Here is a 23,253-nt window from a genome sequence, read left to right as displayed (position 1 = left end):
GTCGTTCTTCTTGACGCCCTCCCCGCCCGGCCGGAGCATTCCCCGATGCTCCAGCTGAAGGACGTCCTGAAGGTGTACGAAGGCAAGGCGCGCGTCGTCGCGCTCGACGGGGTGTCGCTCTCGATCGGCGACGGCGAGATGGTCGCGGTGATGGGGCCGTCCGGCTCCGGGAAGTCGACCCTCCTCAACCTCATGGGCGGCCTCGACGTGCCGACGTCGGGGGCGCTCCTCGTCGCCGGAGCGGACCTCGCGACGAAGAGCGAGGAGGAGCGTTCGCTCTTCCGGAGAACTCACGTCTCCTACGTCTTTCAGGCCTACCACCTGATGCCGACGCTCACGGCGGCGCAGAACGTCGAGCTGCCGCTCCACCTCGCGGGAAGGCCGGCGGCCGAGGCGCGGGAGAGGGCGCTGAAGACCCTCGCGGAGGTCGGCCTCACCGCGCGGACGACACACCTTCCCGACGAGCTCTCCGGCGGCGAGAGGCAGAGGGTCGCCATCGCGCGGGCGCTCGTCACCGGCGCGCCGCTCCTCCTCGCCGACGAGCCGACCGGAAACCTCGACACCGCGCGGGGCGAGGAGATCCTCCAGCTGCTGAAGGCGATCCACGCGGCGCGCAGGACGACGATCGTCATGGTGACGCACGACCCGAACGCCGCGGCGGCGTGCGAGAGGGTCGTGAGATTCCGCGACGGGCGCGTCGTGGAGGACACGCGCGGGTGAGGTTCCTCCTCCGGACGCTCTCGCTCTCCTACGTGAAGCGCCATCGCGCCAAGACGGGGCTGACGCTCCTCGGCGTCGTCGTCGGCGTCGCGACCTACGTGGCGGTCGTCGGGGCGCGGGGGAGCCTCCTCGGAGGCATTCGCGAGACGGTCGACCGGATGGCGGGGAAGGCCCAGCTGCAGCTGACGCAGGAAGGGGGCGTCCCCGAGGAGCTCCAGGAGGCGATCCGCGAGCGGCCCGGCATTCGCGCGCAGTCGCCCGTCATCGAGCAGGTCGTGGTTCCCGAGCGGGGCGAGCTGGGAAGCCTCCTCGTCCTCGGCGTCGACCTCCTCGGTGACCGGGAGATGCGCGACTACGGCTTCGAGGGGGAGGACGCCGACCTCGACGACCCGCTCCTCTTCCTCGCGCAGGCTGATTCGGTCGCCGTCGCCCGGCCGCTCGCCGAGAGAGCGGGGCTGAAGACGGGCGACGTCCTCGTCCTGAAGCTTCCCGCCGGGCCGCGAAGCGTGACGATCCGGGGGCTCCTGACGCCGAAAGGCTTCGCCGAGGCCTTCGGCGGGAACCTCGTCGTCATGGACGTCTACGCGGCGCAGGAGCTCTTCGGGCGCGGACGCCGCTTCGACCGGCTCGAGGTCCGCCTCGAGGAGGGCGTGGCGCTCGAGGCGGCGACCGCGTCCCTGCGGGCCGTCGTTCCCCGAACGTGAAGGTCGAGACGCCCGACCGCAGGAGCGGGCAGATGGAGAAGCTCGTCGCGAACTTCGCCGCCGGCTTCGACGTGACGAGCGGCTTCGCCCTCGGCCTGGGGGCGTTCCTGATCTACAACGCCTTCAGCGTCGCCGTGAACCGCCGCCGCCGCGACATCGGCACTCTCCGCGCGCTCGGCGCCACGCCCCGGCAGGTCCGGGCGCTCTTCCTCCTCGAGGCGCTCGCCCTCGGCCTCGTCGGTTCGATCCTCGGCGTTTTCGCGGGGATCGGCCTCACCCGCGCCGCGCTCGACGTCATGCGGCAGGGGGCCGAGCAGGTCTACGGCGTCGCCGCCTCCTCCGAGGCGCGCCTCACGCTCCCGCTCGTCCTCCAGGGTCTCGCCCTCGGCCTCCTCGCATCGCTCGTCGGTGCGTTCGCACCGTCGCGTGCCGCCGCGGCCGTCTCGCCGACGGAGGCCTTTGCGAAAGGGGTCCACCAGGCGGGAGGGGCCTGGAGCGGCCGGCGCGTCGCCGCGGGGCTCGCCCTCCTCGCGGCGACCGTCGCCTTCGGCGCGCGGCCCCCCTCGCCGGGATGCCGATGATCCTGGCGATCGTCGCGCTCGGGGCGTTCTCCGCGCTTCTCCTCGTCGGCCCGATCTCGCATCGCCTCCTCGCGCTCGGGGCGCCGCTCGTCGCGCGCCTCTTCCCGGTGTCGGGGCGCCTCGCCTCCGACGCCCTCCTCTCGTCCCCGCGCCGGAGCGCCGGGACGGTGACGGCGATGACGCTCGCCCTGACGTTTGCCGTCGGGATCGGCGGCTACATCGAGGCGACGACGGCGACGCTCGTGCGGTGGATGAGGGACATCCTCACCTCCGACATCTACGTCCGCGCCTCGGCGAACTTCGCGCGCCCCGACTACCGCTTCGCTCCCGAGGTGAAGGACGACCTCCTGGCGGTCCCGGGCGTCCGTTCCGTCGAGTCGTACCGGGCCCCGCGGCTCGACTACCGGGGGGAGACGATCGTCCTCGCCTCCATCGAGATGGAAGCGATGCTCGACCGCACCCGGCACGACTGGGTCGAGGGGAGCGAGGAGATCGCCCGACGCGAGGTGGGGCGCGGCGCCTCCTGCACCGTATCCGACAACTTCGCGCGGAAGTTCGGGATGGGGGTCGGCGACGTCGTCGAGCTGCCCGGGGCGCGCGGGACCGTCCGCTTTCCGATCGCCGCCGTCGTGAAGGACTACACCTCGGATCGCGGGACGGTCTTCGTCGACCGCCGGACGTTTCTTGCCGCATTCGAGGACGACCGGGTCGACGTCTTCGACGTGAACCTCGCTGCCGGGGCGGACGCGGGCGAGGTCCGCGACGCCATCCGCACGAAGCTCCAGGGGAGGATGCCCGCGCTCGTCTCCACGAAGCGGGAGTTCGTGGCGGACGTCGAGAAGGCGATCGACGCCTTCTACGCTCTCATGCAGGTGACGCTCGTCCTCGCCCTCGCCGTCGGCGTCCTCGGCATCGTCACGTCGCTCCTGATCTCCGTCGTCGAGCGGACGCGCGAGATCGGCCTCCTGAAGGCGCTCGGCGCCGTCGGCGGGCAGATCCGGAGGAGCGTCGCCCTCGAGGCGCTCGCGATCTCCGCGGCGGCCCTCGTCCTATCCCTGCCGCTCGGCACGCTCCTCGCGCTCTTCGTCGAGAAGACCGTCGCCGTCGCGTTCGCTGGCTGGAGCCTCCCGCACGAGACGCCGTGGCTCCTCCTGGGCCAGCTCGTCGTCGCCCTGCCGCTGCTCTCGGCCGCTTCCGCATGGATCCCGGCCCGGCAGGCGGCGCGCACGCCCGTCACGGAGGCCCTCGAGTATGAGTAGACGCCGCTTCACGCTCGCCGCGTTCCTCGCGGCCCCCATCCTTCTCGCGGCCGTCGCCCGGCCCGCCGTTGCCGACGAGGCGCGGTCGCTCCTCGTCCAGTCCGAGGAGCGCCACAGGACGAAGAGCCAGGAGTACGAGGGAGACCTCGTCGTCACGTCGAAGGACGGCAGGGAACGCCGCAAGAGCTGGAAGAGCTACCGGCTCGGCTACGCGGGCGACTCGAAGATGCTCATCCGCTTCACGGCGCCACCGGAGGTGAAGGGGGTCGGGTTCCTCTCCCTCCCGCGGCCGGGAAAGAACCCCGACCAGTGGCTCTACCTCCCGTCGATGAAACGCGAGCGCCGCATCGCCGCGCAGGACCGGAGCGCCTCGTTCGTCGGCACCGACTTCAACTACGAGGACATGGAGGAGCTCGACCACGAGAAATACGACGCCAAGCTCCTCGCGGAGGAGGCCGTGGCGGGCCAGCCCTGCTTCGTCATCGAGGCGCGGCCCCGCTCCGACGCGGGGAAGAGCCTCTACGAGAGGAAGCTCCTGTTCCTGCGCAAGGACATCCTCTACCTGGTCCGGATGGACCTCTTCCGCCCTGGCGAGAAGGAGCCGGGCAAGCGCCTCCTCCTCGAGGACGTCGCCCTCGTCGACGGCCGCCACGTCGCCCGGCGCATGACGATGCAGGACCTCGGCAAGAGGTCGACGACCGTCATCCGCCTCGAGAAGCTCGCCTTCGACCGGCCGCAGCCCGCAGGGCGCCACACGCTCCAGAACCTCGTGCGGGAGGGGGGCGACTGAGAACCCCGCAGCTTCCGGCTCGGGTCCTGGGCGCGATCCTCGTCGCGATGGCATCTGCGGGGAGCGCGTCCGCCCAGACCTGGAGCGGCTTCGTCGAGACCCGGGGATTCGCCTACGCGGACCGCGCCTCGGAGCGCGACCCCTGGGTCGTCGGCTGGGCGACCGCGCAGGGGACCGTCGAGCAGAGGGTCTCTGCCATCTCCGTGCGGGAAGCCTGGGTGTCGTGGAGCGTCGCGCCGACCGTCGACGTCGAGGCGGGGCGCTTCCTCCTGGGGTGGGGCAAGACCGACGGCTACTCGCCCGCCGACGCCTTCCTGCCGCGTGACCTGACCGACCCGTTCGCCGACGAGAAGCTCCCACTCTGGGGCCTCCGGACCCGGGGCCAGGCCGGCGCGCTCCGCTTCGACGGCGTCTTCGTTCCGCTCGGGACGCCGTGGCGCGTTCCCGTCTCCTCGCCCCGATTCGCGCCAGTCGATTCCACTGTTGCGGGTCTTCCCGTCGTCCTCGTCGACGGAGAGAACGACCTCCCACGCACGGGATGGGGCGCCCTCCGCCTCCTCGCGACGTTCGGCGACTGGGACGTCGGGGCCTGGGGGCGCACCGGCATACGCCCTGCGCCCCTCCTGACGCCGCGACCCGACCGCGCCTTCCTCGACGGCGATGCGGTCGCCCTTCCGGCCGACCGCCGCTACGCGCGGGAAGACGCCGTCGGCGTCGAGCTCTCCCGCGTCACTGGCGCGTGGGTCCTTCGGGCCGAGGGGGCGGCCCTCTTCTCGGACGATCCCGGGCTCGGCGACGCGCTCGTCTGGACCGTGGGCGCCGAGCGGGCTTTCGGCGACGGGACTCTTCTCCTCACGCTCGCCGCGAATGCGAGCGCCACCCCCGTCGACCCGCTCCTCCTCTTCGACCGGGCCATCCTCCCGGCCTTCCTCGCCATCTGGCAGCGGACCGAGCGGTGGGGAAGCTGGCGCGCCGTCTGGACGCAGGGCCTTCGCCACGGCGACGGCCTCGTGAAGGGCGAGGTCTCGTGGAACGCGACGGACGCGCTCGCCCTCACCCTCGGCGCCGACGTCCCCTACGGCTCGAGGTACGGACCGTTCGGGTCCCGACCCGACCTGAGGCGCGTGCGGGCCGGCGTCCGGTCGAGCTTCTGACCGAGACGCATCATCTGACGAGCGAGCACCCGAGGTAGCCGAACAGGACGACGCAGAGGGCGATCTGGCCGTAGAGCCAGATCGGGCCCTTCCGGCGTTCGAGCATGGCGAGCTTGCGCCCCCGCCGTCTCTCCGCCGGCGCCTGCGATATCGCACCCGCTCGGGGGTCCTTCCGGACCTGCTCGAGGATGGCGCGCGCCTCCAGGCGGGCGAACTCCCGATCGTCTATGACTGGTCGCAAGGAGCCCGGCGAGGCGACGCGGGACCGCGTGAGCGGCGGCACGGGAAGATGTGGCGTGCGGCCGGAAGAGGACGACCTCGTGCCGTTCGACGATCGACACGCAGCGGCCCCCCGCCCTTGCCCTGCCCCGCGAGGGCGCTGGCCCGGCCCCGGCTGGGCGCCTGCTGCTGCTATCGCGCAATCGGCGCTTCTCTCTTGTGCCAGGCCGTCGGATTTGCCTTGCGACCTGTTGGCCCATGGGTTGCTCATCAGATCGCGCCTCTACCGTCCGTCCCGCCAGGAGGAGGAGCAGACCCGAATGACATACCGCGCGCATTGGCTTCTCGCCCCCTGCCTCCTCCTCTCCTTCGGGGCACTGGCTGCGCCGGCGGATGAGACCCGTGGGATGGGGTGTCGGCCGGTCACCCTCCCGTTCGACGGCGAAGTCGCCATCCGGCCCCCGGAGGTGGAGGCGTGCGTCGAGTTCCAGATCGTGAAGGCGGGCCTCCTCCTTTTCGGGGGAGTGCCGGCCGGCCTCGACGGGGAGCTGGTGATCGAGCGGACGGTCGAAGGTGAGGACGAGCCGGCCTCGTTGGCGGGCTTTGCGATCAGCGGGGGCGGAGAAGGGCGTGCCGGGGCGGTCCGGGTCACCTCGGGCCGATACAGGGCCGTTGTAAGGGGCCGCCCCTGGGCGCCGGCTTCGGTCATCCGGGTGACGCTTTCCGAGCGGCCCTGGCGTCCGGGCGGGTGGCGGGAGCTCCTCTCGACGTCCGGAAAGATCGAGGCCGGGAACGGTGTCGTGAGTGCCCGGGAGCGGAAGACCGTCTCGGGGGTCGTCCTCGAACGTGCCGGCGCCTGGGAATCGGTCTCCCACGTCGAGGTGATGCGAGACGAGGCCTCGGGCGCCGTGCTGGTGCCCCGGACCGCGTCCGGGGTGTTCCCCCGCGAAGCCCGCGCCGGTGGGGCCGAGAGCGACTGGAGAACGTGGTCGGACTTGCCTTCCGAAGGGGTCCTCCTCTCGTTCCCGTCCGCGGATCTCGGCGACTCCGGCGTTGCCCTGCGCGGCGTCTCACCCGGCCCGGTCATCCGGGCCGACGAAGTGGCTGGGGCGATCGACCCGGACGCCCCGATGGGGCGCACACTCGGCCGGCCGGGTTACGCGCTCGACCTTCACCTCGTCGAGCCGACGGACCTTCGCGCACGCGTCGACAGTCCGGACGGCCCGGTCATCGTTCGGTTCCGGGACGAGAACGGGACGCTCCTGGCGGAGGACGACAGGGGCGACGCCAGCGCCGAAGCGTGGATCGCTGCGGAGGCGCTCGCCGTCCCCGCGAGGGGCCGAAACCTTCGGGTCGAGATCCTCCTCAGGGATGACCGCGGGAAGCGATGCTCGTTCGACGTGGAGGGGACGAAGAGAGGCTCTCTCACCCTACGCCCGGCCGGCGAGCTGCGGCTGGACGCGAAAGGCGCGGGTCTTCGCCGGCGGGCGCGCCTCTTCGAGGGGGAGTGCCGCCGGCCCTGCCGTATCCGGCTGACGACGCCGGAGTCGGTGCCTTCCGCGGTGCTCCGGGCGGACGGGTCCTTCGAGGCGGTCTCGCGGGCCGCCGTCCCCGCGGACCTCCTCCGCGTGGGCGACGCCGCCGTCGTCCGATCCCTTTCTGCCGCCTCCGACGAGTCCATCCTCCACCGTCACGGCGTCGACCGGCCCGACGATCTCGAGGAGGGCGCCCGCGGCGTCATCCGGATGTTCCAGGGCCGCGAGTTCGCGGGGCTCCAGACCTCCGGATCCGAGCTCGAAGGCGTGGCCACGGCGGGGCTGGCTCCGGAGGGCTACGGCGGACCGGAGAGATTCCAGCTCCTCGACTTCACCGCCGGCGCTTCCGGCCCGCTCCTGTTCGCCCTCTTCGACGACTCCGCAGCCGTTCCGCAGGTGGAGGTCATCGAGACGCTCTTTCGCGAGCGGGCCTCCCGGGAGAAGTCTTCCCTCGAGCCGCTCGTCGAGTACCTCCCGGGCTGGATGGAGGCCGTATCCGAGGTCGAGGTGACCGAGCCCGGCCTCCTCGAGGCGGAAATACCGGACCCGGAAGGGCGCTTCGAGTTTTCCCTCTGGGATCCCGCCGGCAAGAGGATCGCCCGGTCCCGTCCCGCTTCCGACGTCGGGTGCTCCTGGGGCTGCCCCCACTCTGCGGACGGGGAGTGCGACGACGGCCGGCCCGGAGCGGTGTCTGCCTCGTGCCCTCCCGGGACCGATTGTGCCGACTGCCTGGCGATCCCCCGTGCCCGCCCGGCGTCGCCCGTGCTCGAGCTGAGGAAGTGGCTTCCGGCACCGGGCCGGTACCGGCTCCGGATCGCGGCCGCACGCATCCCCAAGGGCTCGATTCCCTACTCCTTGCGGTGGAAACACCGGTCGGGAACTCCCCTCGAGAGGGTCGTCCGGCCGGCAGAGGTTGGGCAAATAGCCGCGTTCTTCGAGACGACCCGTCCGACCTGGCGGCGCAGGGTCCGTACGGACGCGGGCCGGGAGACGCTCGTGGAGCTGGAGCTCCCTTCGGCCCTGCCGGCGCGTCTCGAGCTCCTCGACGAAGGGGGAAAGCGGCTCGCGGTCACCGACAGCGGCGCGAGCGCCCCGAGCGTCGTCGCCCTCCTGCCGCCCGGTCCGGATCGGGAGATCGAGATCGTGGCGTCGACCGCCACTTCGGTGCCCAGCGCCTCCCTCACCGTCTTCTCCCTTTCGCAGCCCCTGGGTGTCGTGAAACCGAAGCGTCTCGCCCCCAGGCCGGAGACGCGCCCGCCCGCACCGCAGGTCGAGCTCCCCACGGGCGCGGCGCTTCCCGCCTCGCTCCAGGCGCTCCGCGGAAAGGTCGTCGTCCTCGAGTTCTGGGCCTCGTGGTGCGCCCCTTGCCGTGAAGCGTTGCCGGCCGTCGAGAGGCTCCACCGGACCTTCGGAGGGCGGGACGTCGTCGTCCTCGGCCTCAACAGCGAAGCCGCGCCAGTCCGCGGCCGGGCCGTCTCCGAGCTCGGTCTGACCTTTCCCCAGGTGCCGGACGAGGACGAGCGCATCTGGGCGCTCTTCGCCGTCGAGGAGCTCCCGAGGACCATCGTCGTCGACCGAAGCGGCCGGGTCTTCGCGGACCTGAAGGGCCTCCTCCCGCCCGGGCGCCTTCGCGCGCTCGTCGAGCTCGCGCTCGCGGAGCCCGCCTCGTGACTCGCCCCATCGCCAGGGCCCGGGTTGCGCGGCTCGCGCCAGGCGTCCCGCTCGCCGCCGCCGTCCTCGCGGCGGGCCTCCTCGCCGGCTGTGCCCGAAGTGAGGAGGCGCCGCCCATCGGGGGCACGCTCCAGGACCTCGAGTCCTCTTTCGGCTCCCTCGAGGGGAAGAGCAACCGCCGGCTCGCAGGGCTCCATGCGCGCTGGCTGGAGAAGTACGTCTCCCGCCGCCCGCTCCCGGCGGACACCGAGGAAGCGTTCGACAAGCTCACCGGCGTCTACAACGAGCTCGACGACGCGCGAGCCGTCCTCCGAACGAACGACAGGTATCGCAAGGTGATCCCCGTGCCGGCCAGAGTCGACCTGGTGGCGGAGGAGTTCCTCGCCTGCGTCGAGCTCCCCTCCGAGCTCGACCGGGCGCTGGGGCTGGTGAAGCGCCTGGCCTCGGCGAAGCCTCCCGACGAGCACCGGATCCACGAGTACCGCCTGCGGCTGTACGACGCCCTCGTCGACGAGGACCGGGTGAGCGATGCCGCGGCGGTGATCGAGGCTGCCGCGGCGAGCCCGCTCGTGACCGAGAACTTCGGCGTCCCCGCGGAGGTGGAGCCCCGCCGGCGTCACCTGTCGGCGATCGGCAAGCGGCCTCCGCAGTTCTCCGCCGAGACCGTCGGCGGAACCGTCGTCAATCTCCATGCGCTCGAGGGCAAGGTCGTCCTGATCGTCTTCTGGGCGACCTGGTCCGGGTCGAGCCGGGACGAGATGCCGGGGCTCGTCGAGCTCTATGCCAGGCACGAGGACGACGGCTTCGAGATCATCGGCGTGAACGAGGACGAGGAGGAGCCCCGGTCGCGAGACCTCCGAGCGTTTCTCGACGAGGAGAAGGTCACCTGGCCGCAGATCGTCGACCGTCTTCGCGGCGACGACCGTCTCGACGAAGCGTACGAGATCGGCAGGCTCCCCCACACCGTCCTCCTCGATCGGAAGGGGAAGATCCACCGGGTCGGGCTCACCGGTGACAGCCTCGCGCGGGCCGTGGGGAAGCTGATCCGCGAGCCTCGAGGTTGACGAGACCGCCATGGCGCCCGAGCTCTTCATCATGCCCCTCAGCCGGTACGTCACCGGCGACTACGTCACCCCCGCCATGGCCTCGGCGTGGGGACGCGACGAGGTCGCCACCGTCGTCCAGCCCGGGAGGGACCTGATTCACCGTTCCCGCGGCGTCCCTCTGGGCGGCGAGACCGCGGCGATCGACCGGCGGCTCGCCCGCGAGCAAATCGAGATCGTCCTGAGGGAATTCACGCCCGGCCTGCGTCCCGAGGACCTGTGGCGCGAGGATTCGGCTGAGCCCCCGCGATTCCACCTCGTGCACCGCTCTTCGGAAATCGCGTTCCGAAACGAGATGCGGAACGCCCTCTCGGCGACGACTCCGTTCCGCAGCCTCCTGAGGCGGCTGCGGCCCCGGCCCTCGCATTTCCTCTCCTGCCTCGTCTTCCTCCCCGTCCGGCTCTCGAAACCGATCGTCCTGGTGCTCGAGGCGATCGGTGTCGGCAAGCCAAGGAACGTTCTCGGCGGCTCGCTCTTCGCGCTGCGAGCCGAGCTGTCGGCCTCGAAGCCGTCCGAGAGATCCACCCCCGCCCGTTCGGCGTGGCTCGAGGCGACCGACGAGGCGATCGAGCTGAAGCTGCCCTTGATCCGCCATGAATGAGGGCGGGCATGAGCCGAGCGTTCCGGAGGATGCGGCATGATTTGGGCACTGCCCCCATTCGACCTCGACTTCAAACCTCTCGAGTCCTGTAACGCGCGCCCTCCGGAGACCCCATGGCCCTGCTGAGAATCAGCCCGCCGACCGCCCTTCCCACGTCCTGCCAGCTTGCTGGGGACCTCTCCCGCTGGATCAAGGACGCCGGGAATCTTCCGGCGGCTCAGGCTCTCCTTCCGGCTCTGGACGCCGCGCAGGTCGAGGCTCGCGAGCGCATCCTCGAGATCGAGCTGGCCTGCCAGGACGGCGTCGATCCGGATCTCGTCGACAGGTTTCGGGGCTGGATCAGCGTTCCGAGCGATCCGACGGCCCCATCTCCAAAGCCGGGCCGGGAGGCGGCGGCCGGCCCGGTGCCGGCTCGGCTCCGGCTCCGGGAGCACCCCCTGGCCGAGCCCCCGGTCAGCCGGGCGGGGGCGGCGCGCGCTCCAGTCCTGGCCGTCCTTCTGGGCCGGCCTCCGGATGAGACCGCCCGGGCGACGGTCGAGCGGCTGGCCGAGGACCGGCCGGTGATCATCCTGGCCGTGCCCGCGGGCGCTCCCTGGGCGGCCGAGCTCTCCTCGGCGCTCCAGCCGCTGGTCTGGTCGGCCGAGCAGGTCGACGCAGCGGCCCTCCCGGCGAAGAGCCTCGTCGACCGCTTCCACACGCCGCCCTGGGACGCCACGGTCGATCTCCTGCGCGCCTACGTCGTCGCCGGGGCATCCGAGTCGGTAGCGAGTGTCTTCGGCATGGCGCTCGAGCAGGAGCTCCGGGCGCTCAAGGCCAAACGAATGCTCGCCCAGCAGAAGGCCGCCAAGCTTCAGCAGGTCCGGCCGGGGCCCGCCGGCGCAGGGGAGACCGTGAGCGAAATCCGGAGCCTGATCCAGCGGCAGCTCGGTGAGTTCGAGCGGGGGGCGGTCGATCGGCTCGCGGCCCAGCTGACGGCGCCGTCGGGAGCGATCTGGGCCGAAGTCGACGCCGCGGTCGCGGGCCTTTCGTTTCTCGACGAGGAGAAGCGGGCGAAGACCCGCGCCCTCGGGGTGCCGAAGGCCTTCGAGGACGACCTCCTGCGCATCCTCCGCGAGAAGATCTCCGCTCACTGCATCGGCGACCTCGTCGCCCTGAAAGACCTCTACCGGATCGTCTCCGCCGAGGTCGACCGGGTCCTCGACGCGGCCGGGGGCCCACCGTCGTCATTCAGTTTGGCTACCTGCCCGACGAGAAGCTCGAGCGCCTGCTCGAGAGAAGCGTCTCGCTCGAGCGGCGCTACCAGGGCGAGCTGCCCAGGTCCGGCTTCTTCGAATACGTCATGATGGCCCGCCGCTTCCAGGTCATCCTCTTCATGTTCATCTCCGCCTTCGGGCTCTCGTTCCTGAGGCAGTACCAGGGCTTCATGGTCCCGGCGTCCATCCTCCTTCTGTCCAGCGGGGGCCTCTACGTCTGGCATTCGGTCAAGAAGGAGCGCGTCGAGTCGACCCGCAGGGAGCTGGAGAAGGCGCGCGAGGCGCTTCGAGGCGAGGTGAAGCGGATGCTCTCCGAACTCCAGAGAGGCTGGGCGCAGGCCCTCCAGCAGCATCTCTCCGATCAGCAGCCGCACCTCCTCTCCCAGGTCGAGGGCACCTGGCGGGACTACCAGGCGCGTAAGGGAACGGAAACGGCCGATGAGAAGCTGAGGCTTCAGAGACAGCTGCATGGCTTCGAGACGCAGGAGCGCAAGCTCCAGGCGCCCCAGAAAGGGCGCGACGGGGTCGTCACCGGCCTCGCCCAGCTCCGGGGCGAGCTGCGGCAGCTCTTCCTCGCCGCGCTCCGGCCGGCGCCGAGGGGGACGGCGTGAGGGTGGGCGTCGACCTCGGCACCACCTTCTCCCTCATCTCGCGGATGGGAACGGACGGTGCCCCCGTCCTCATGCCAGACCAGATGGACCAGGACGCCTTCCACACTCCATCGGTCGTCTACCTCTCAGGGAGCTGTGCCTTCGTGGGGCAGGTCGTCGAGAACCTCCTGGAGCAGGACCCCGGCCTCAAGACCATCCGGTTCTTCAAGCGGCACTTCGGCCAGCGGGATCCCATCCACTACGACGACCAGGGAACGCCGTGGCATGCGGAGGCAGTAGGGGCTCTGGTCCTCAAGAAGCTGCGGTTCGACGCGGAGAGCTACTCGGCCACGACGCTCGAGTCAGCGGTCATCACGGTACCGGCGCACTTCAACGACCCGCAGCGAAAGGCGGTCCTCGCCGCCGCCGCCCTGGCGGAGATCCCCGTCCTCGGCCTCGTTGAGGAGCCCGTCGCCGCGGCCCTCCACTATGGCGTCGCGAGGGAATGCCACGACCAGGTACTCCTCGTCTACGACTTCGGCGGCGGTACCTTCGACGTCACCGTCCTGAGCCTCAATGCCAGCAGCGTCAACGTCCTCTCCAAGGGGGGCGTCACGGACCTCGGCGGAAAGGAGCTGGACGAGGCGATCGGCGAGATGGTCCTCGCCCAGTTCCACAGGGCCCTCGGGAGTCCTTCCTCGCTCAATGTCCGGACGCTCCAGGAGCTGCGGCGCGCCTCCGAGGCGCTGAAGATCGAGCTGGGGATGCCAGGAAAGACGAAGGTGAGGAAGCTCGTCCTCCTGGGCAATCAGGCTGTCGAGGTCAACCTCGACCGGAGGGACTTCGAGGCGGCCATTGGCGGGCTCCTCGAGCGCGCGGAGGCGGTGACGCTCAAGTGCATCGAGGATGCGGGCCTTCGCCCTGCCGACGTCGACTGCATCCTCCTCGTCGGCGGCTCGTCCCTGGTCCCGGCCGTCGGCGACCGGATGCGGAAGCGGTTCACGCGCCCCGGCCAGCGAGTCCTCTTTCACGAGCCGAGCAAGGCGGTGGCCTTCGGTGCGGCCCTCCACGCCAGCCAGCTCGCCGGCGAGGCGGACCTGTACCAGCTCCCGCCGGAGTTCAAGGGGGTCACTGGCTACGCGGTGGGTGTCCGTACGCTCAGCCTCGACACCGGGCGCGTGGCCATCGACACGATCATCCGGAAGAACATGCCCCTCCCGGTGAGGGTGAAGAAGACGTACTTCACGACACGCCCCAACCAGGACCGGATCGTCCTCGAGCTCGTCCAGTTCCGGGAGGGCCCGGCCGATGCCGTCAGCCTCGGGCAGCTCGTCGTTGGGCCGCTTCCCGCTCCGCGCCAGAACTACCCGATCGAGGTGACGGTGGAGAACCGGGAGGACGGTACCGTGTCGGTCCAGGCGTACGACTCGCAAACCGGCGTCGAGCTCAACCAGGTCTTCGGCCGCGACGCGGACGGGGGGCTCTCCCATCTGGCGTCGCAGCGGGCGCTCGTCCGCTCGACCTTCATCAACAACGGCTGAGAGCAGATGACGAAGCAAGAAGCAGCAGAGATCCTCGGGATCCCCGTCACCGCGACCGCGGAAGAGGTGAGGCGCCGCTACCAGGAGGTCTTCTCCGACTTCCAGATCCGCCTGACGAACGCCCCGACCGCGCAGCTGAGGAAGACGTATCAGGGAAGCCTGCGGGACTTCCAGCTGGCGTGCGAGGTGCTCGCGCCGGGGGTAATCGCCGACTCCGGCGTGGAGGACCTGCCCACGGCGCAGCCGAGCGCCCCGGTCGTCCAGCCACCGAGGACTACAGCGCAGGCCTCGCGCCGTCCCTCGCACCCTCCTCCGGTCCCGGAGCCCGGGACATCGGGAGGCCTGCCGAAGAGCACCATCATCCTCAGCGTCATCCTCACCGTACTTGTGGCGGCCATCGCGAGCACCGTGGTAAACGACCGGGGCAAGCCAACGCCGGTCGCAGGAGGGCAATGGGTACCCCCGACGGTACCGGCTTCACGAGCATTCCTCCTGATCTACGCCGATGCCCCGTGCCGCGTCGAAGTGAACGGAGAAGAGAAGGGGCAGGCGGGGGAAGGCGGCCCGCTGAAGGTCGGCGCCGAACTCGGACAGAACGTGGTGAAGGCGACCAGTCTCGACGCGGGGGGGGCATGGCAGAAGGTCGTCGAGGTGAAGGGCTTTGGGCAAGTGGTCGTGAACGTGGAGCTGGCGAAGGACATCGCAGAGCGGAAACAGGCGGCGGCACAGGCGGTTGCGGCGCAGAGACAGCACGCCATCGCGGCGCAGCAGCTGGAACTGGCGCAGCAGAGGGGCTACTGGACCGACCCTTCGACGGGCTTGATGTGGGCAATGACGGACAACGGGAGCGACGTCGACTGGAAAGAGGCGGACAGCTACTGCCGCGCCTTCGGGGTAGGAGGGTACAGCGACTGGCGGTTGGCGAAGATCGGAGAACTGGAGGGGCTCTACGATGCTTCCCGAGGGGTTGACTATAGGATCAAGTGGCCCCTGACCGTGACAGCTTGTTGCCCATGGTCTTCCAGTATTGACGTTACCTCTTCCGAGTGGGCCGTCTCCTTCTTCGACTTCCGCGTGGGGAAGCGGTACCGGAGCCCCCTCGACCTCGCCCACTACACCCCCCGCGCGTTGTGCGTTCGGCGTTCCGGAGGGTGATGATGCGTGATTTCGTCATTTGGTCATGTTCCTATTTGGTCCATTTGGTCTTTTCGTGAGGCTCGATGATGGACCGCTACGAGCACCTGCGGACCTACAGTGTGGCCTTCGAGCTGCCGGTCTGCGAGGTGACGATAGAGAACCGGGAGGACGGTACCGTGTCGGTCCAGGCGTACGACTCGCAAACCGGCGTCGAGCTCAACCAGGTCTTCGGCCGCGACGCCGACGGGGGCTTGTCCCACCTGGCGTCGCAGCGGGCGCTCGTCCGCTCGACCTTCATCAACAATGGCTGAGAGCAGATGACGAAGCAAGAAGCAGCAGAGATCCTCGGGATCCCCGTCACCGCGACCGCGGAAGAGGTGAGGCGCCGCTACCAGGAGGTCTTCTCCGACTTCCAGATCCGCCTGACGAACGCCCCGACCGCGCAGCTGAGGAAGACGTATCAGGAAGCCTGCGGGACTTCCAGCTGGCGTGCGAGGTGCTGGCGCCGGGGGTAATCGCCGACTCCGGCGTGGAGGACCTGCCCGCGGCGCAGCCGAGCGCCCCGGCCTACCAGTCGCCGACGGCGACAGCGCAGGCTTCGCGCCGTCCCTCGCCGGCTCCCCCGATCCCAACTCCCACAGTTCCGGGCGCCCTACCGAAGAGCACGATCGTCGTTGGCGTCGTCGCGGTCCTTCTGGCGGCGATCTCGAGTTTCCTGGCGATGCAGTGGGGCAAGCTGCTGAGCCTGGAGGAGGCTATGCGCGGCGACACGGCCCAGCAAATGCAGGCCATCGAGAAGCTGAGCGGCGAGGCCCAGGGCCTCCGGCAGGCGCTCGAGCTGCTCGTTAACGGACAGTTCGTCATCCGCAACGCGGGCCGGAGCGCTCTCCACGTCAGCGGCCTCGCGGCGGCGTACCGGGACCCGGCGACGGGCGGGTTCAAGACCTTCAACAGCGCGTCCTACGACTACCCCACCTGGGACATTCGCTCGGGCGGGCAGAATCTGCTCCGGTTCGTGAAAGGGCAGGACGTCGTCTGGGACGGGGCGGTCATCTTCTACGCACTTGAGGTGCAGTACGAAGAAGAGACGTACTTCTTGTCGGGGACGTGGTCAACCGTGAAGGGCAAGGTGCTAGAGCTGTCGCTGGACGGGTGAGCGGCGGCGATTCGAGCGCGCAGCGCAGGAACGAGGGGACGGGCATGAGGAGGATGAACGCATGAGAGGTTCGAGATGCTGGACACGAGCGGTGCTGGGCGGAGCGGTTGCGCTCGTTGCCCTGGGCTTGGCGGAAGAAGCGGTGTACTGCCAGACCGTGCCGCCCCCGAAGCCGAAGCCGAAGCCGAAGACAAGGACCGCCACGCCGTCGCAGCCTGCACCGCAGCCCGCGGCGGCCCGTGCTTTTCTCCTGATCGATGCAGATGCCCCGTGCACCGTCGAAGTGAACGGGGAAGGCAAGGGGCAGGCGGGGGGCGGCAAGACGCTGAAGGTCTCCGTCGAGCTCGGGCAGAACGTGGTGAAAGCCATCAACCTCGACGCTGGGGTCGCTTGGCGGAAGGTCATCGAGGTGGAAGGGGCGGGCCAGAAGGTCGTGACGGTGGAGCTGGCCAATTCGATCGAGAGGGAGCAAGAGCGCAGAGAGATCGCCCACTTGGAGGAAAAGGGTGGCTGGGTCGACCCTTCGACGGGCTTGATGTGGGCGATGAAGGACAACGGGAGAAACGTCGACTGGAACGCCGCGTTCCGCTACTGCGACGCCTTCCGGGCGGGAGAGTACAGCGACTGGCGGCTGCCGAATGTCGAGGAACTGAAGGGGCTCTACGACTCCTCCCGCTGGGTGACGACAAAATCAAGTGGCCCTGACCTTGACAGGTTGTTGCCCATGGCCTAGCAATAGGAAAACGTCCTCTTCCGCGTGGGTCTTCCGCTTCGACATGGGGAAGTTGTTCCTGTACGACACCTCCGACGATCGTGGCGGCCGCGCGTTGTGCGTTCGGCCTTCCGGAGGGTGATGATGAGTGATTTTGTCATTTGGTCATTGTCTTGTGTGGTCTATTCGGTCCTTTCCTGAGGTGTCGTGATGGCGCGCTACGAGCATCTTCTGGTCTTCAAGGTGGCCTACGACCTGACCGTCTGGATGGAGAACAAGGTCGGGGGGGTCTCCCGGTACCGCAAGTGCACCATCGGCCACGACCTGAGGAACGGTGCCCGCGGCGTGCAGAGGCGCATCGAGCTGGCGAACAGCTCCGTCGACAAGCGCCCCCAGCTGGAGCGGCTGCGGGGCGACCTGGACGAACTGACCGTCCTCGTCAGGCTCGCGAAGGGCGTGAAGGCCCTCGCGGGTCTGGCGGGCCACCAGCATTGCGTCAACGAGCTTTCCAACCTGAGCAGACAGAGTGCGGGATGGCTCCGAAGCCTGGGCGGGCAGCAGCCAGAATCAGCGGCCCCGCCGGCTGGCGGGCCTGGAGAGCGCGACCGGCGGGAGCGCGGTGGTCATCGTCCTGCAGTCGAAGATGATGGCGGGGCGCGTCCGGGAGCGGAGAGCGGTGGCGGTCTCCGTGAAGGGCTACGGGCTAGCGCGGTCCTTCGGGCGGCGCGCAGATATCCTGCAGACTCCAGGGTGGGTCACGGCGGTGGTCCCTGGCGGCGGGGACTTTGCACGAAAGGCTGACGATGAGGCTATTTCAGCGGCTCGCATTCCTGAGCGACTTCGTCTACCGGAAGGACTTCAAGACTTCCTCTCCGCCCGGGTACGAAATCGTCGACTCGGTCAACGACGAGGCGTCCGGGCTTCAGGCGGCGGCGTACAGGCACGCCGGGACGGGGAACATTTTCGTGATGTTCCGTGGGACGGATCCGAGCGAGAGACCGGATGTCGCGGCAGATTTCGACCTCTTCAGGGGACAGGTCGGGATGCCAGCGGGGGGAGCATTCCATTCGCAGCTCGAGCGCGCCCGGGCCTTCACCGACGGAGTGATGGAGCAGGTCGGGTTAGCTCCGATCAAGATCGGCGGTCACTCCCTCGGGGGCGCGATCGCCCAGGTGGAGGCGGCGCGAACGGGCCTCGAGGCGCACACGTTCAACGCCCCCGGTGTCTCCGGGATCGTGGAGAAGCTCTATCCAGGCCGTCCTTCCGAGAACGTCTTCAATCATGTCGAAAGCGGGGACCCGGTCAGCACCGTTCTCGGGTCGCACCATGGCCTCGTGTGGCCGCACGCGAATGCGCTGGAGCCAGGGGAGTACGGCGTCTCTCTCAGACCGACCGAGATGCTCGCGGATGTGGTGCTCCAGGGGCAGCATCTGGGGCAGAACCACAGCATGACGCGTTTCGCAGCCGCTTTGATGGCCGAGGGCGGTCAGGGCGGTGGTGCGGGGGCGCCGGAACCGGGCGATGGCCTCACTGGTCAGAGCGCTTCCGAAGCGGCTCACGAAGCCCAGCAGCACGCCCAGGCGGCTGCGCAGCACGAGACTGAGGCGCAGCAGCACGCCCAGCAGTCCGCCCAGCACGAGACGGAGGCCCAGCGCGCAGGGGATCAGGCGCTCGCTCACGAGATGCAGGCCGAGCGGGCCTCGGATCAGACGCATGGGCACGAAACCGAGGCGCAGCGGGGAGCCGAACAGGCTCACGCCCACGAGTCCGAGGCCCAGCGTGCGGCCGAACAGGGGCTGTCGCACGAAGAGGAGGCTCAGCGGGCCTCGGAGCAGAGCCACGGCCACGAAGCGGAGGCGGCGAGAGCGTCGGACCAGTCTCGAGAGCACGAGCGCGAAGCCCAGCACGCCGCGGAGCAGGGTCATACCCACGAGGCCGAAGCGCAGCGGGCTTCGGAGCAGAGCCAGGCTCACGAATCGGACGCAGCCAGGGCTTCCCAGCAGTCACACGAGCACGAGGGCGAGGCCCAGAGAGCGTCGGGCCAGGCTGACGCTCACGAATCGGAGGCCTCCCGGGCGTCAGGCCAGGCACACACACGAAACTGAGGCGGCGCGGGCGGCGGATCAGTCCGCGGTCCACGAGGCGGAGGCCCTGAAGGCGGCGGACCAGGCGCACGGCCACGAGGAGGAAGCAGTCCGGTCGGCGGAACAGGCTCGCGCGCACGAAGCGGAGGCCCTGAAGGGCGCAGACCAGGCGCACGCCCACGAGACCGAAGCCCAGAGGGCTTCCGAGCAGGCCCACTCCCACGAATCAGAGGCTGGGCGCGCTCTCGAGCAGGCGCAGGTCCACGAGTCGGAAGCGTCCCGGACTCTGGAGCAGATCCACGCTCACGAGGCCGAGGGAGAGCGTGAGCTCGAACAGGTTCACCAGGAGGAGGCCGAGGCCCAGCGGGCGGCGGACCAGGCCCAGGCGCACGAGGCCGAGGCGCTCCAGGCGACCGATCAGGCCCGTGGCCACGAGAGCGAGTCGCTGCAGCACCTGCAGCAGATCCAGGCGTATCAGGAGGAGATCCTCCGGCTGAAGGCGGAAGCGGGAGACCTGCACCGGTCCCTCGAGGAGGTCAGAGGCCAGGCTGAGCACGCCATTCAGCAGATTCACGACCTGCAGAATCAAGCCAACGGCGCGGCGCAGGAAGCAGCCGGGCATGCTCACGAAGCCGGAAGCTCCGCGTCCGAAGCCGCCGTCTCGGCGGCCCGGGCCGCGATGTGCGCCGGGTAGGCGGCGGAGCGGCCCTCCAGCGGGGGCCGCTCCGCGCACGTTCTGCCGCGCGGACTCTGGAGACCCGATGACCCGCCCGACCTAGCCGGCGTGCGCGGCTGCGCGGGCTGCGGAGGCTGCGGCTTCCACGGCGGCCCTCGCGGCATCCTGCGAATGCCCCTGGGCCTGCTGGTCGGCTTCCTGCGCCTGTCGCTGCGCATCGTGAACGTTCTGCACGCCCTGCTCTGCCTGGTGCCTGAGGTCCTCGATCGTGTGGTGGAGGTTGTCGCTCTCCGCCTTCAGCCGTGCGATCTCGTCGTGAAAGGCCTGGATCTGCTGCAGGAGCTGCTGGGCGGCCGTCTCGTGAGCGTGGGCCTGGTCCTGCGCTTTCTGGGCGTCGGCCTCGTGCTGGCGCGCCTGCTCGAGACTCTTCGATGCGTCGAGCTCGTGCGCACGGGCCTGCTCGAGGGCACGCGAGGCTTCGTTCTCGTGCGCCTGCGTCTGCTCCAGAGCCCGGGCAGCCTCGGTCTCGTGCTGTCGTATCTGCTCGAGGACGCGCGAGCCTTCCGACTCGTGTGCGGTAGCCTGCTCGGCGGCTCTCTGCGCCTCCGTCTCGTGCTGCTGCGCTTGCGCGGCCGCCTGCTGTGCTTCCCCTTCGTGCGCGTGCGCCTGGTCAGCAGCCTTCGAAGCCTCGCTCTCGTGCTGTTGGGCCTGCTCGGAGGCACGCGCCGCTTCCTGCTCGTGCGTGTGACTCTGGTCAGCGGCCCGGGACGCCTCCTGTCCGTGCGCTTCCGCCTGCTCGGCCGACCTCTGAGCCTCAGCCTCGTGCCCGTGAGCCTGCTGCGCCGCCTGGGAGGCCTCGGTCTCGTGCCCGTGGGCCTGCTGGGCCGCCCGGGCCGCCACCGATTCGTGTGCGTGGGCCTGGTCGGCGGATCTCTGGGCCTCACCCTCGTGCCCTTGCGCCTGCCCGGAGCTCCGGAGCGCCTCGGATTCGTGCTGTTGCGCCTGGTCCGCCCCGCGCTGCGCCTCGCCCTCGTGGGCCTGGGCCTGCCCCGCGGCTCGCGAAGCCTCTTCCTCGTGAGCATGGCCCTGCTCCGAGGCTCTCTGGGCCTCGGCTGCGTGAACGTACCCGAGCTCGGCGGCGTGGCGGGCCTCGTTCTCGTGCGCCTGCGACTGGAAGGCGCCCACCTGGGCCTCGGCTTCGTGCGCCTGCGCCTGATCGGCCCCTCTGCCGGCGTCCTCCTCGAACGCCCGGGACTGCTCACCCGCACGCAACGCCTCCTCCTCGTGCTGGGCAGCCTGTTGGGCGTGCTGCTCGGCCTCGGTTTCGTGCTGCGCTGCCGACTGAGCGTGCTGCTGCGCTTCGTAGGCGGCCGCGGCCGCGCTGAGTCCGATCGATTCGTCGCTCATCGTCCCCTCCGTCGCCATCATCCCGGGTTCTCGCTGGATCGAGACCGTGTCGGCAGGCCCGGACGCTTCGCCATCTCGCGTGCGGGCGAGCTCCTCGAGGATCTGCTGACGCCGAGCAGTCAGCCGCTCCAGATGCTCTTCGACCTGTCGGCGGACCGAGCCGGACTGCAGGTCGATCTGGTCGATCTGCTCCAGACCCTGGCGAATCCCCGCGGTACCTTCTCCCAGATCGCGCCCGACGCCGACCGCAGTCGCGGCTCCCCCGAGGACGCTCCCGTACGGCTTTCCGAAGTCCGAGGCGAGCTCTCCGGCAGCCCGAGTGAAGGACGTGGCCGCGTCGACGGTGTCACCCGCGAGGGCTGCTTCGATGCCGCGCACGCCGGCGGCGGCAAAACCCAGCGGGTGTTCGATCCCGCTCCCGTCGGCGATCGCGGCAATCGACTCGGCACCGGAAGCGACCCTCCCTCCGGACCCTTCGCCGGTCAGCCCGGCAAGGCCAAGGGCGCCGAGAGCGACGTCGTGCGCCGTCTTGACCCCCGGCGTCGCCCGGCCGGCGGTCTCGAGCACCCCGTCGCTGAGGCCTTTCACGATGCGAAGGACGGACCCGAAGACCGCGGAGCGGGCGTCGGAGGTTCCTTCATCGCGAATCTGCTCGAGGTCGGGTAGCGTGCCCTTGAGGTCGGCGATGCCGGCATCGAGGCGCGCGAGCTGCTCGCGGAGGGCACTGGCGATGGCGTCTGTCCCTGTTTTCGAAGCGGCGTCCATGCGGTTCAGTCCTTGCTCTCCACTGGCTCGTACATTTTCGAGTTCTTGGCCGACGACAAACGCAAACGATGTGCCGGGAAAGCGCCCCGCAGGAGGTCGCACCTTCCATCGTCCCGAGCCCCGGTCAGGCCGTCAGATGAGTGCGTACGACACGCGAACAGGTGTGGTCCCCACATGTGGAGCGCCAATACGCGCCAAAACGCGAAGCGCGAGCTGGAAACTCTGCGGCTTGCGCCCTGATGCGAGGCCTGGCCCTGGAGTTGCTCAGTGGCAAGGACGCCGCGAGCCGGGCAAGGAGAAAAGACCGTGAAGACCATGAACTTTCTCAGATCAGTCGTAGCCGTCACGTGCGCGGCGGCCCTCTGCCTCCCGACCGTGGGCGAGGCGAGCTGGTTGAGCGACGTGACCAACACCGACGTGAACTTCGCCGAAGGCTACGTTCGCATCGACCCGCCGAAGCCGGAGCAGATCCCGCAACTCGTCCGGCGAGCTGTCGAGACGCTCCCCGAGGCGGTGGCGGGGGCGGCGCGGGATCTGTTCAACCCGGCGGGCGCCGGCCTCGCAGCGGCAATACGGCACGCGCGGGCGCAGGCCGAGCGGGGCGCGTCGCCCGTGCCAGGGCCCATTCGCGCTCGCCTGTCGGGCTTCGTTCCCGAGGACGTGCTCAACAACGCGCGCTGGACGACGCTCGATCGAAGCCGGGTGGACCTCGCCAACCTGACACTCCTCCACAACAACGACGTGGAGGCCATTACCGTCGGTCATGTGATCGTCTTCGACAGGCACGAGGCCGCGGCAACCGACTGGCAGCTGTGGGCTCACGAGCTGTTTCACACGATGCAATACGCCAGCCTCGGGATCGAGGGGTTTGCTCACGCCTACGTCGCATCGTCCCGGGACATGGAGCGGGACGCCAGCAGCTTTGCAGACCTCGTTGCGAGCAGGGTCGAGGCACGCGAGGCGGGAGAGCGGCCGGCGAGCATCAGGTACGAGCGGAGCGCCGTCACGGGTTCCGACTCGGCCTTCATCGACTCCATGCGCTCTGCGTTTCGGCGGAACGTCCCGGCGACGGCCTGCCTCGAAATCGACGACAACGGTGGCCGTCCGGTCGTCCGGAACGAATGCGACACCCCGATCTGGGTCACTTCTTTCGTGGAGGTGGACCGAAGGACTGGCCGGTCGTTTCCAGGCGTTTGCACTCCGCAGCCTGGTATCACGTGCGAGATCCAGCCCGGGACTGAGCTCCCGGTCGTGACGCCGCGTGGCGGATGCACGGTCAGGGTCGACTTCAGCTTCTACGAGGGAGGTCGCCAGGGGCGGACGGGGGTCTGGCAGGGTGAGTGCGCTGTGGCGGGCGTCGAGGGCGGAACGGGGATGGGAACACCCGCGAGCGGGCAAAGCTGCTGCATGTTCCAGGGGGGGCGCTGCGGGCCATTCCTGGGGCAGCCGGCAATGCCGATCGGTTCTCCGTGCAGCTGCCAGTACAGTAATCCGAATGCCAGTGGGACCGTGTGCGCGCCATGAGGAGCGCATGCTGGATGCGAGGGGGCCCGGCTCGCTCGAAGACCATCGACAACGCTTGAGCGCACATGACG

General features: G+C 69.7%; 19 protein-coding genes and 1 pseudogene. 18 read left to right on the top strand and 2 right to left on the bottom strand.

What is annotated here, in order from left to right:
- Positions 1-45: 45 nt before the first annotated feature.
- From IPN03_21155 to IPN03_21075, 17 genes and pseudogenes are all read left to right on the top strand, one after another.
- Entirely contained in the window at positions 46-720 is a 675-nt protein-coding gene (locus IPN03_21155; protein ID MBK9376159.1) for an ABC transporter ATP-binding protein, read from the top strand.
- A pseudogene (locus IPN03_21150) lies at positions 717-3,264 on the top strand (ABC transporter permease). The gene IPN03_21155 and the pseudogene IPN03_21150 overlap by 4 nt, the downstream one beginning before the upstream one ends.
- Entirely contained in the window at positions 3,257-4,054 is a 798-nt protein-coding gene (locus tag IPN03_21145) for an outer membrane lipoprotein-sorting protein (GenBank protein MBK9376158.1), read from the top strand. Before IPN03_21150 ends, IPN03_21145 begins: the two are co-directional and overlap by 8 nt.
- Before the next feature lie 47 nt (positions 4,055-4,101).
- Positions 4,102-5,208, top strand: coding sequence for a hypothetical protein (locus IPN03_21140; GenBank protein MBK9376157.1), 1,107 nt, complete (start codon positions 4,102-4,104; stop codon positions 5,206-5,208).
- Between the two features lie 539 nt (positions 5,209-5,747).
- The gene (locus IPN03_21135) at positions 5,748-8,633 is read left to right on the top strand and encodes a TlpA family protein disulfide reductase (protein MBK9376156.1); all 2,886 of its coding nucleotides are present in this window, start codon (positions 5,748-5,750) and stop codon (positions 8,631-8,633) included.
- Positions 8,630-9,697, top strand: coding sequence for a redoxin domain-containing protein (locus IPN03_21130; GenBank protein ID MBK9376155.1), 1,068 nt, complete (start codon positions 8,630-8,632; stop codon positions 9,695-9,697). Before IPN03_21135 ends, IPN03_21130 begins: the two co-directional genes overlap by 4 nt.
- Positions 9,698-9,707: 10 nt before the next feature.
- A complete protein-coding gene (locus IPN03_21125; GenBank protein ID MBK9376154.1) occupies positions 9,708-10,337 on the top strand; it encodes a hypothetical protein in 630 nt (209 codons plus the stop codon).
- A 113-nt stretch (positions 10,338-10,450) separates the two neighbouring features.
- On the top strand, positions 10,451-11,680 hold the full coding sequence (locus IPN03_21120; GenBank protein ID MBK9376153.1) for a hypothetical protein: 1,230 nt from the start codon (positions 10,451-10,453) through the stop codon (positions 11,678-11,680).
- Positions 11,680-12,201, top strand: a complete 522-nt coding sequence (locus IPN03_21115) for a hypothetical protein (protein MBK9376152.1) — start codon at positions 11,680-11,682, stop codon at positions 12,199-12,201. Before IPN03_21120 ends, IPN03_21115 begins: the two co-directional genes overlap by 1 nt.
- Positions 12,198-13,721, top strand: a complete 1,524-nt coding sequence (locus IPN03_21110) for an Hsp70 family protein (protein ID MBK9376151.1) — start codon at positions 12,198-12,200, stop codon at positions 13,719-13,721. The genes IPN03_21115 and IPN03_21110 overlap by 4 nt, the downstream gene beginning before the upstream one ends.
- Positions 13,722-13,727: 6 nt before the next feature.
- Positions 13,728-14,876 (top strand): DUF1566 domain-containing protein, encoded by a 1,149-nt coding sequence (locus IPN03_21105; protein ID MBK9376150.1) that lies wholly within the window; start codon positions 13,728-13,730, stop codon positions 14,874-14,876.
- A 68-nt stretch (positions 14,877-14,944) separates the two neighbouring features.
- Complete coding sequence (locus IPN03_21100) at positions 14,945-15,169, top strand: hypothetical protein (protein MBK9376149.1); 225 nt, start codon at positions 14,945-14,947, stop codon at positions 15,167-15,169.
- Positions 15,170-15,175: 6 nt separating this feature from the next.
- Positions 15,176-15,373 carry a hypothetical protein gene (locus IPN03_21095; protein MBK9376148.1) on the top strand — a complete coding sequence of 66 codons (198 nt, stop codon included), beginning with the start codon at positions 15,176-15,178 and terminating at the stop codon, positions 15,371-15,373.
- Positions 15,374-15,387: 14 nt separating this feature from the next.
- Positions 15,388-16,014 (top strand): hypothetical protein, encoded by a 627-nt coding sequence (locus IPN03_21090; protein MBK9376147.1) that lies wholly within the window; start codon positions 15,388-15,390, stop codon positions 16,012-16,014.
- Between the two features lie 61 nt (positions 16,015-16,075).
- Entirely contained in the window at positions 16,076-16,747 is a 672-nt protein-coding gene (locus IPN03_21085) for a DUF1566 domain-containing protein (GenBank protein MBK9376146.1), read from the top strand.
- A gap of 189 nt (positions 16,748-16,936) precedes the next feature.
- Positions 16,937-17,527 carry a four helix bundle protein gene (locus tag IPN03_21080; protein ID MBK9376145.1) on the top strand — a complete coding sequence of 197 codons (591 nt, stop codon included), beginning with the start codon at positions 16,937-16,939 and terminating at the stop codon, positions 17,525-17,527.
- Positions 17,512-18,831 carry a hypothetical protein gene (locus IPN03_21075; GenBank protein MBK9376144.1) on the top strand — a complete coding sequence of 440 codons (1,320 nt, stop codon included), beginning with the start codon at positions 17,512-17,514 and terminating at the stop codon, positions 18,829-18,831. Before IPN03_21080 ends, IPN03_21075 begins: the two co-directional genes overlap by 16 nt.
- Before the next feature lie 205 nt (positions 18,832-19,036).
- Here IPN03_21075 and IPN03_21070 read toward each other — a convergent pair whose 3' ends face one another.
- Both IPN03_21070 and IPN03_21065 read right to left on the bottom strand, forming a co-directional pair.
- Positions 19,037-19,438 (bottom strand): hypothetical protein, encoded by a 402-nt coding sequence (locus IPN03_21070; protein ID MBK9376143.1) that lies wholly within the window; start codon positions 19,436-19,438, stop codon positions 19,037-19,039.
- Positions 19,439-19,585: 147 nt separating this feature from the next.
- Positions 19,586-21,658 carry a hypothetical protein gene (locus IPN03_21065; GenBank protein ID MBK9376142.1) on the bottom strand — a complete coding sequence of 691 codons (2,073 nt, stop codon included), beginning with the start codon at positions 21,656-21,658 and terminating at the stop codon, positions 19,586-19,588.
- A 306-nt stretch (positions 21,659-21,964) separates the two neighbouring features.
- On the opposite strand from IPN03_21065, the gene IPN03_21060 reads away from it, so the two are divergent.
- Complete coding sequence (locus tag IPN03_21060; GenBank protein ID MBK9376141.1) at positions 21,965-23,182, top strand: DUF4157 domain-containing protein; 1,218 nt, start codon at positions 21,965-21,967, stop codon at positions 23,180-23,182.
- Positions 23,183-23,253: the final 71 nt, after the last annotated feature.

The organism is Holophagales bacterium, assembly GCA_016719485.1.
GTDB lineage: Bacteria > Acidobacteriota > Thermoanaerobaculia > UBA5066 > UBA5066 > UBA5066.
This window is presented reverse-complemented; position numbering and strand designations above follow the sequence as displayed.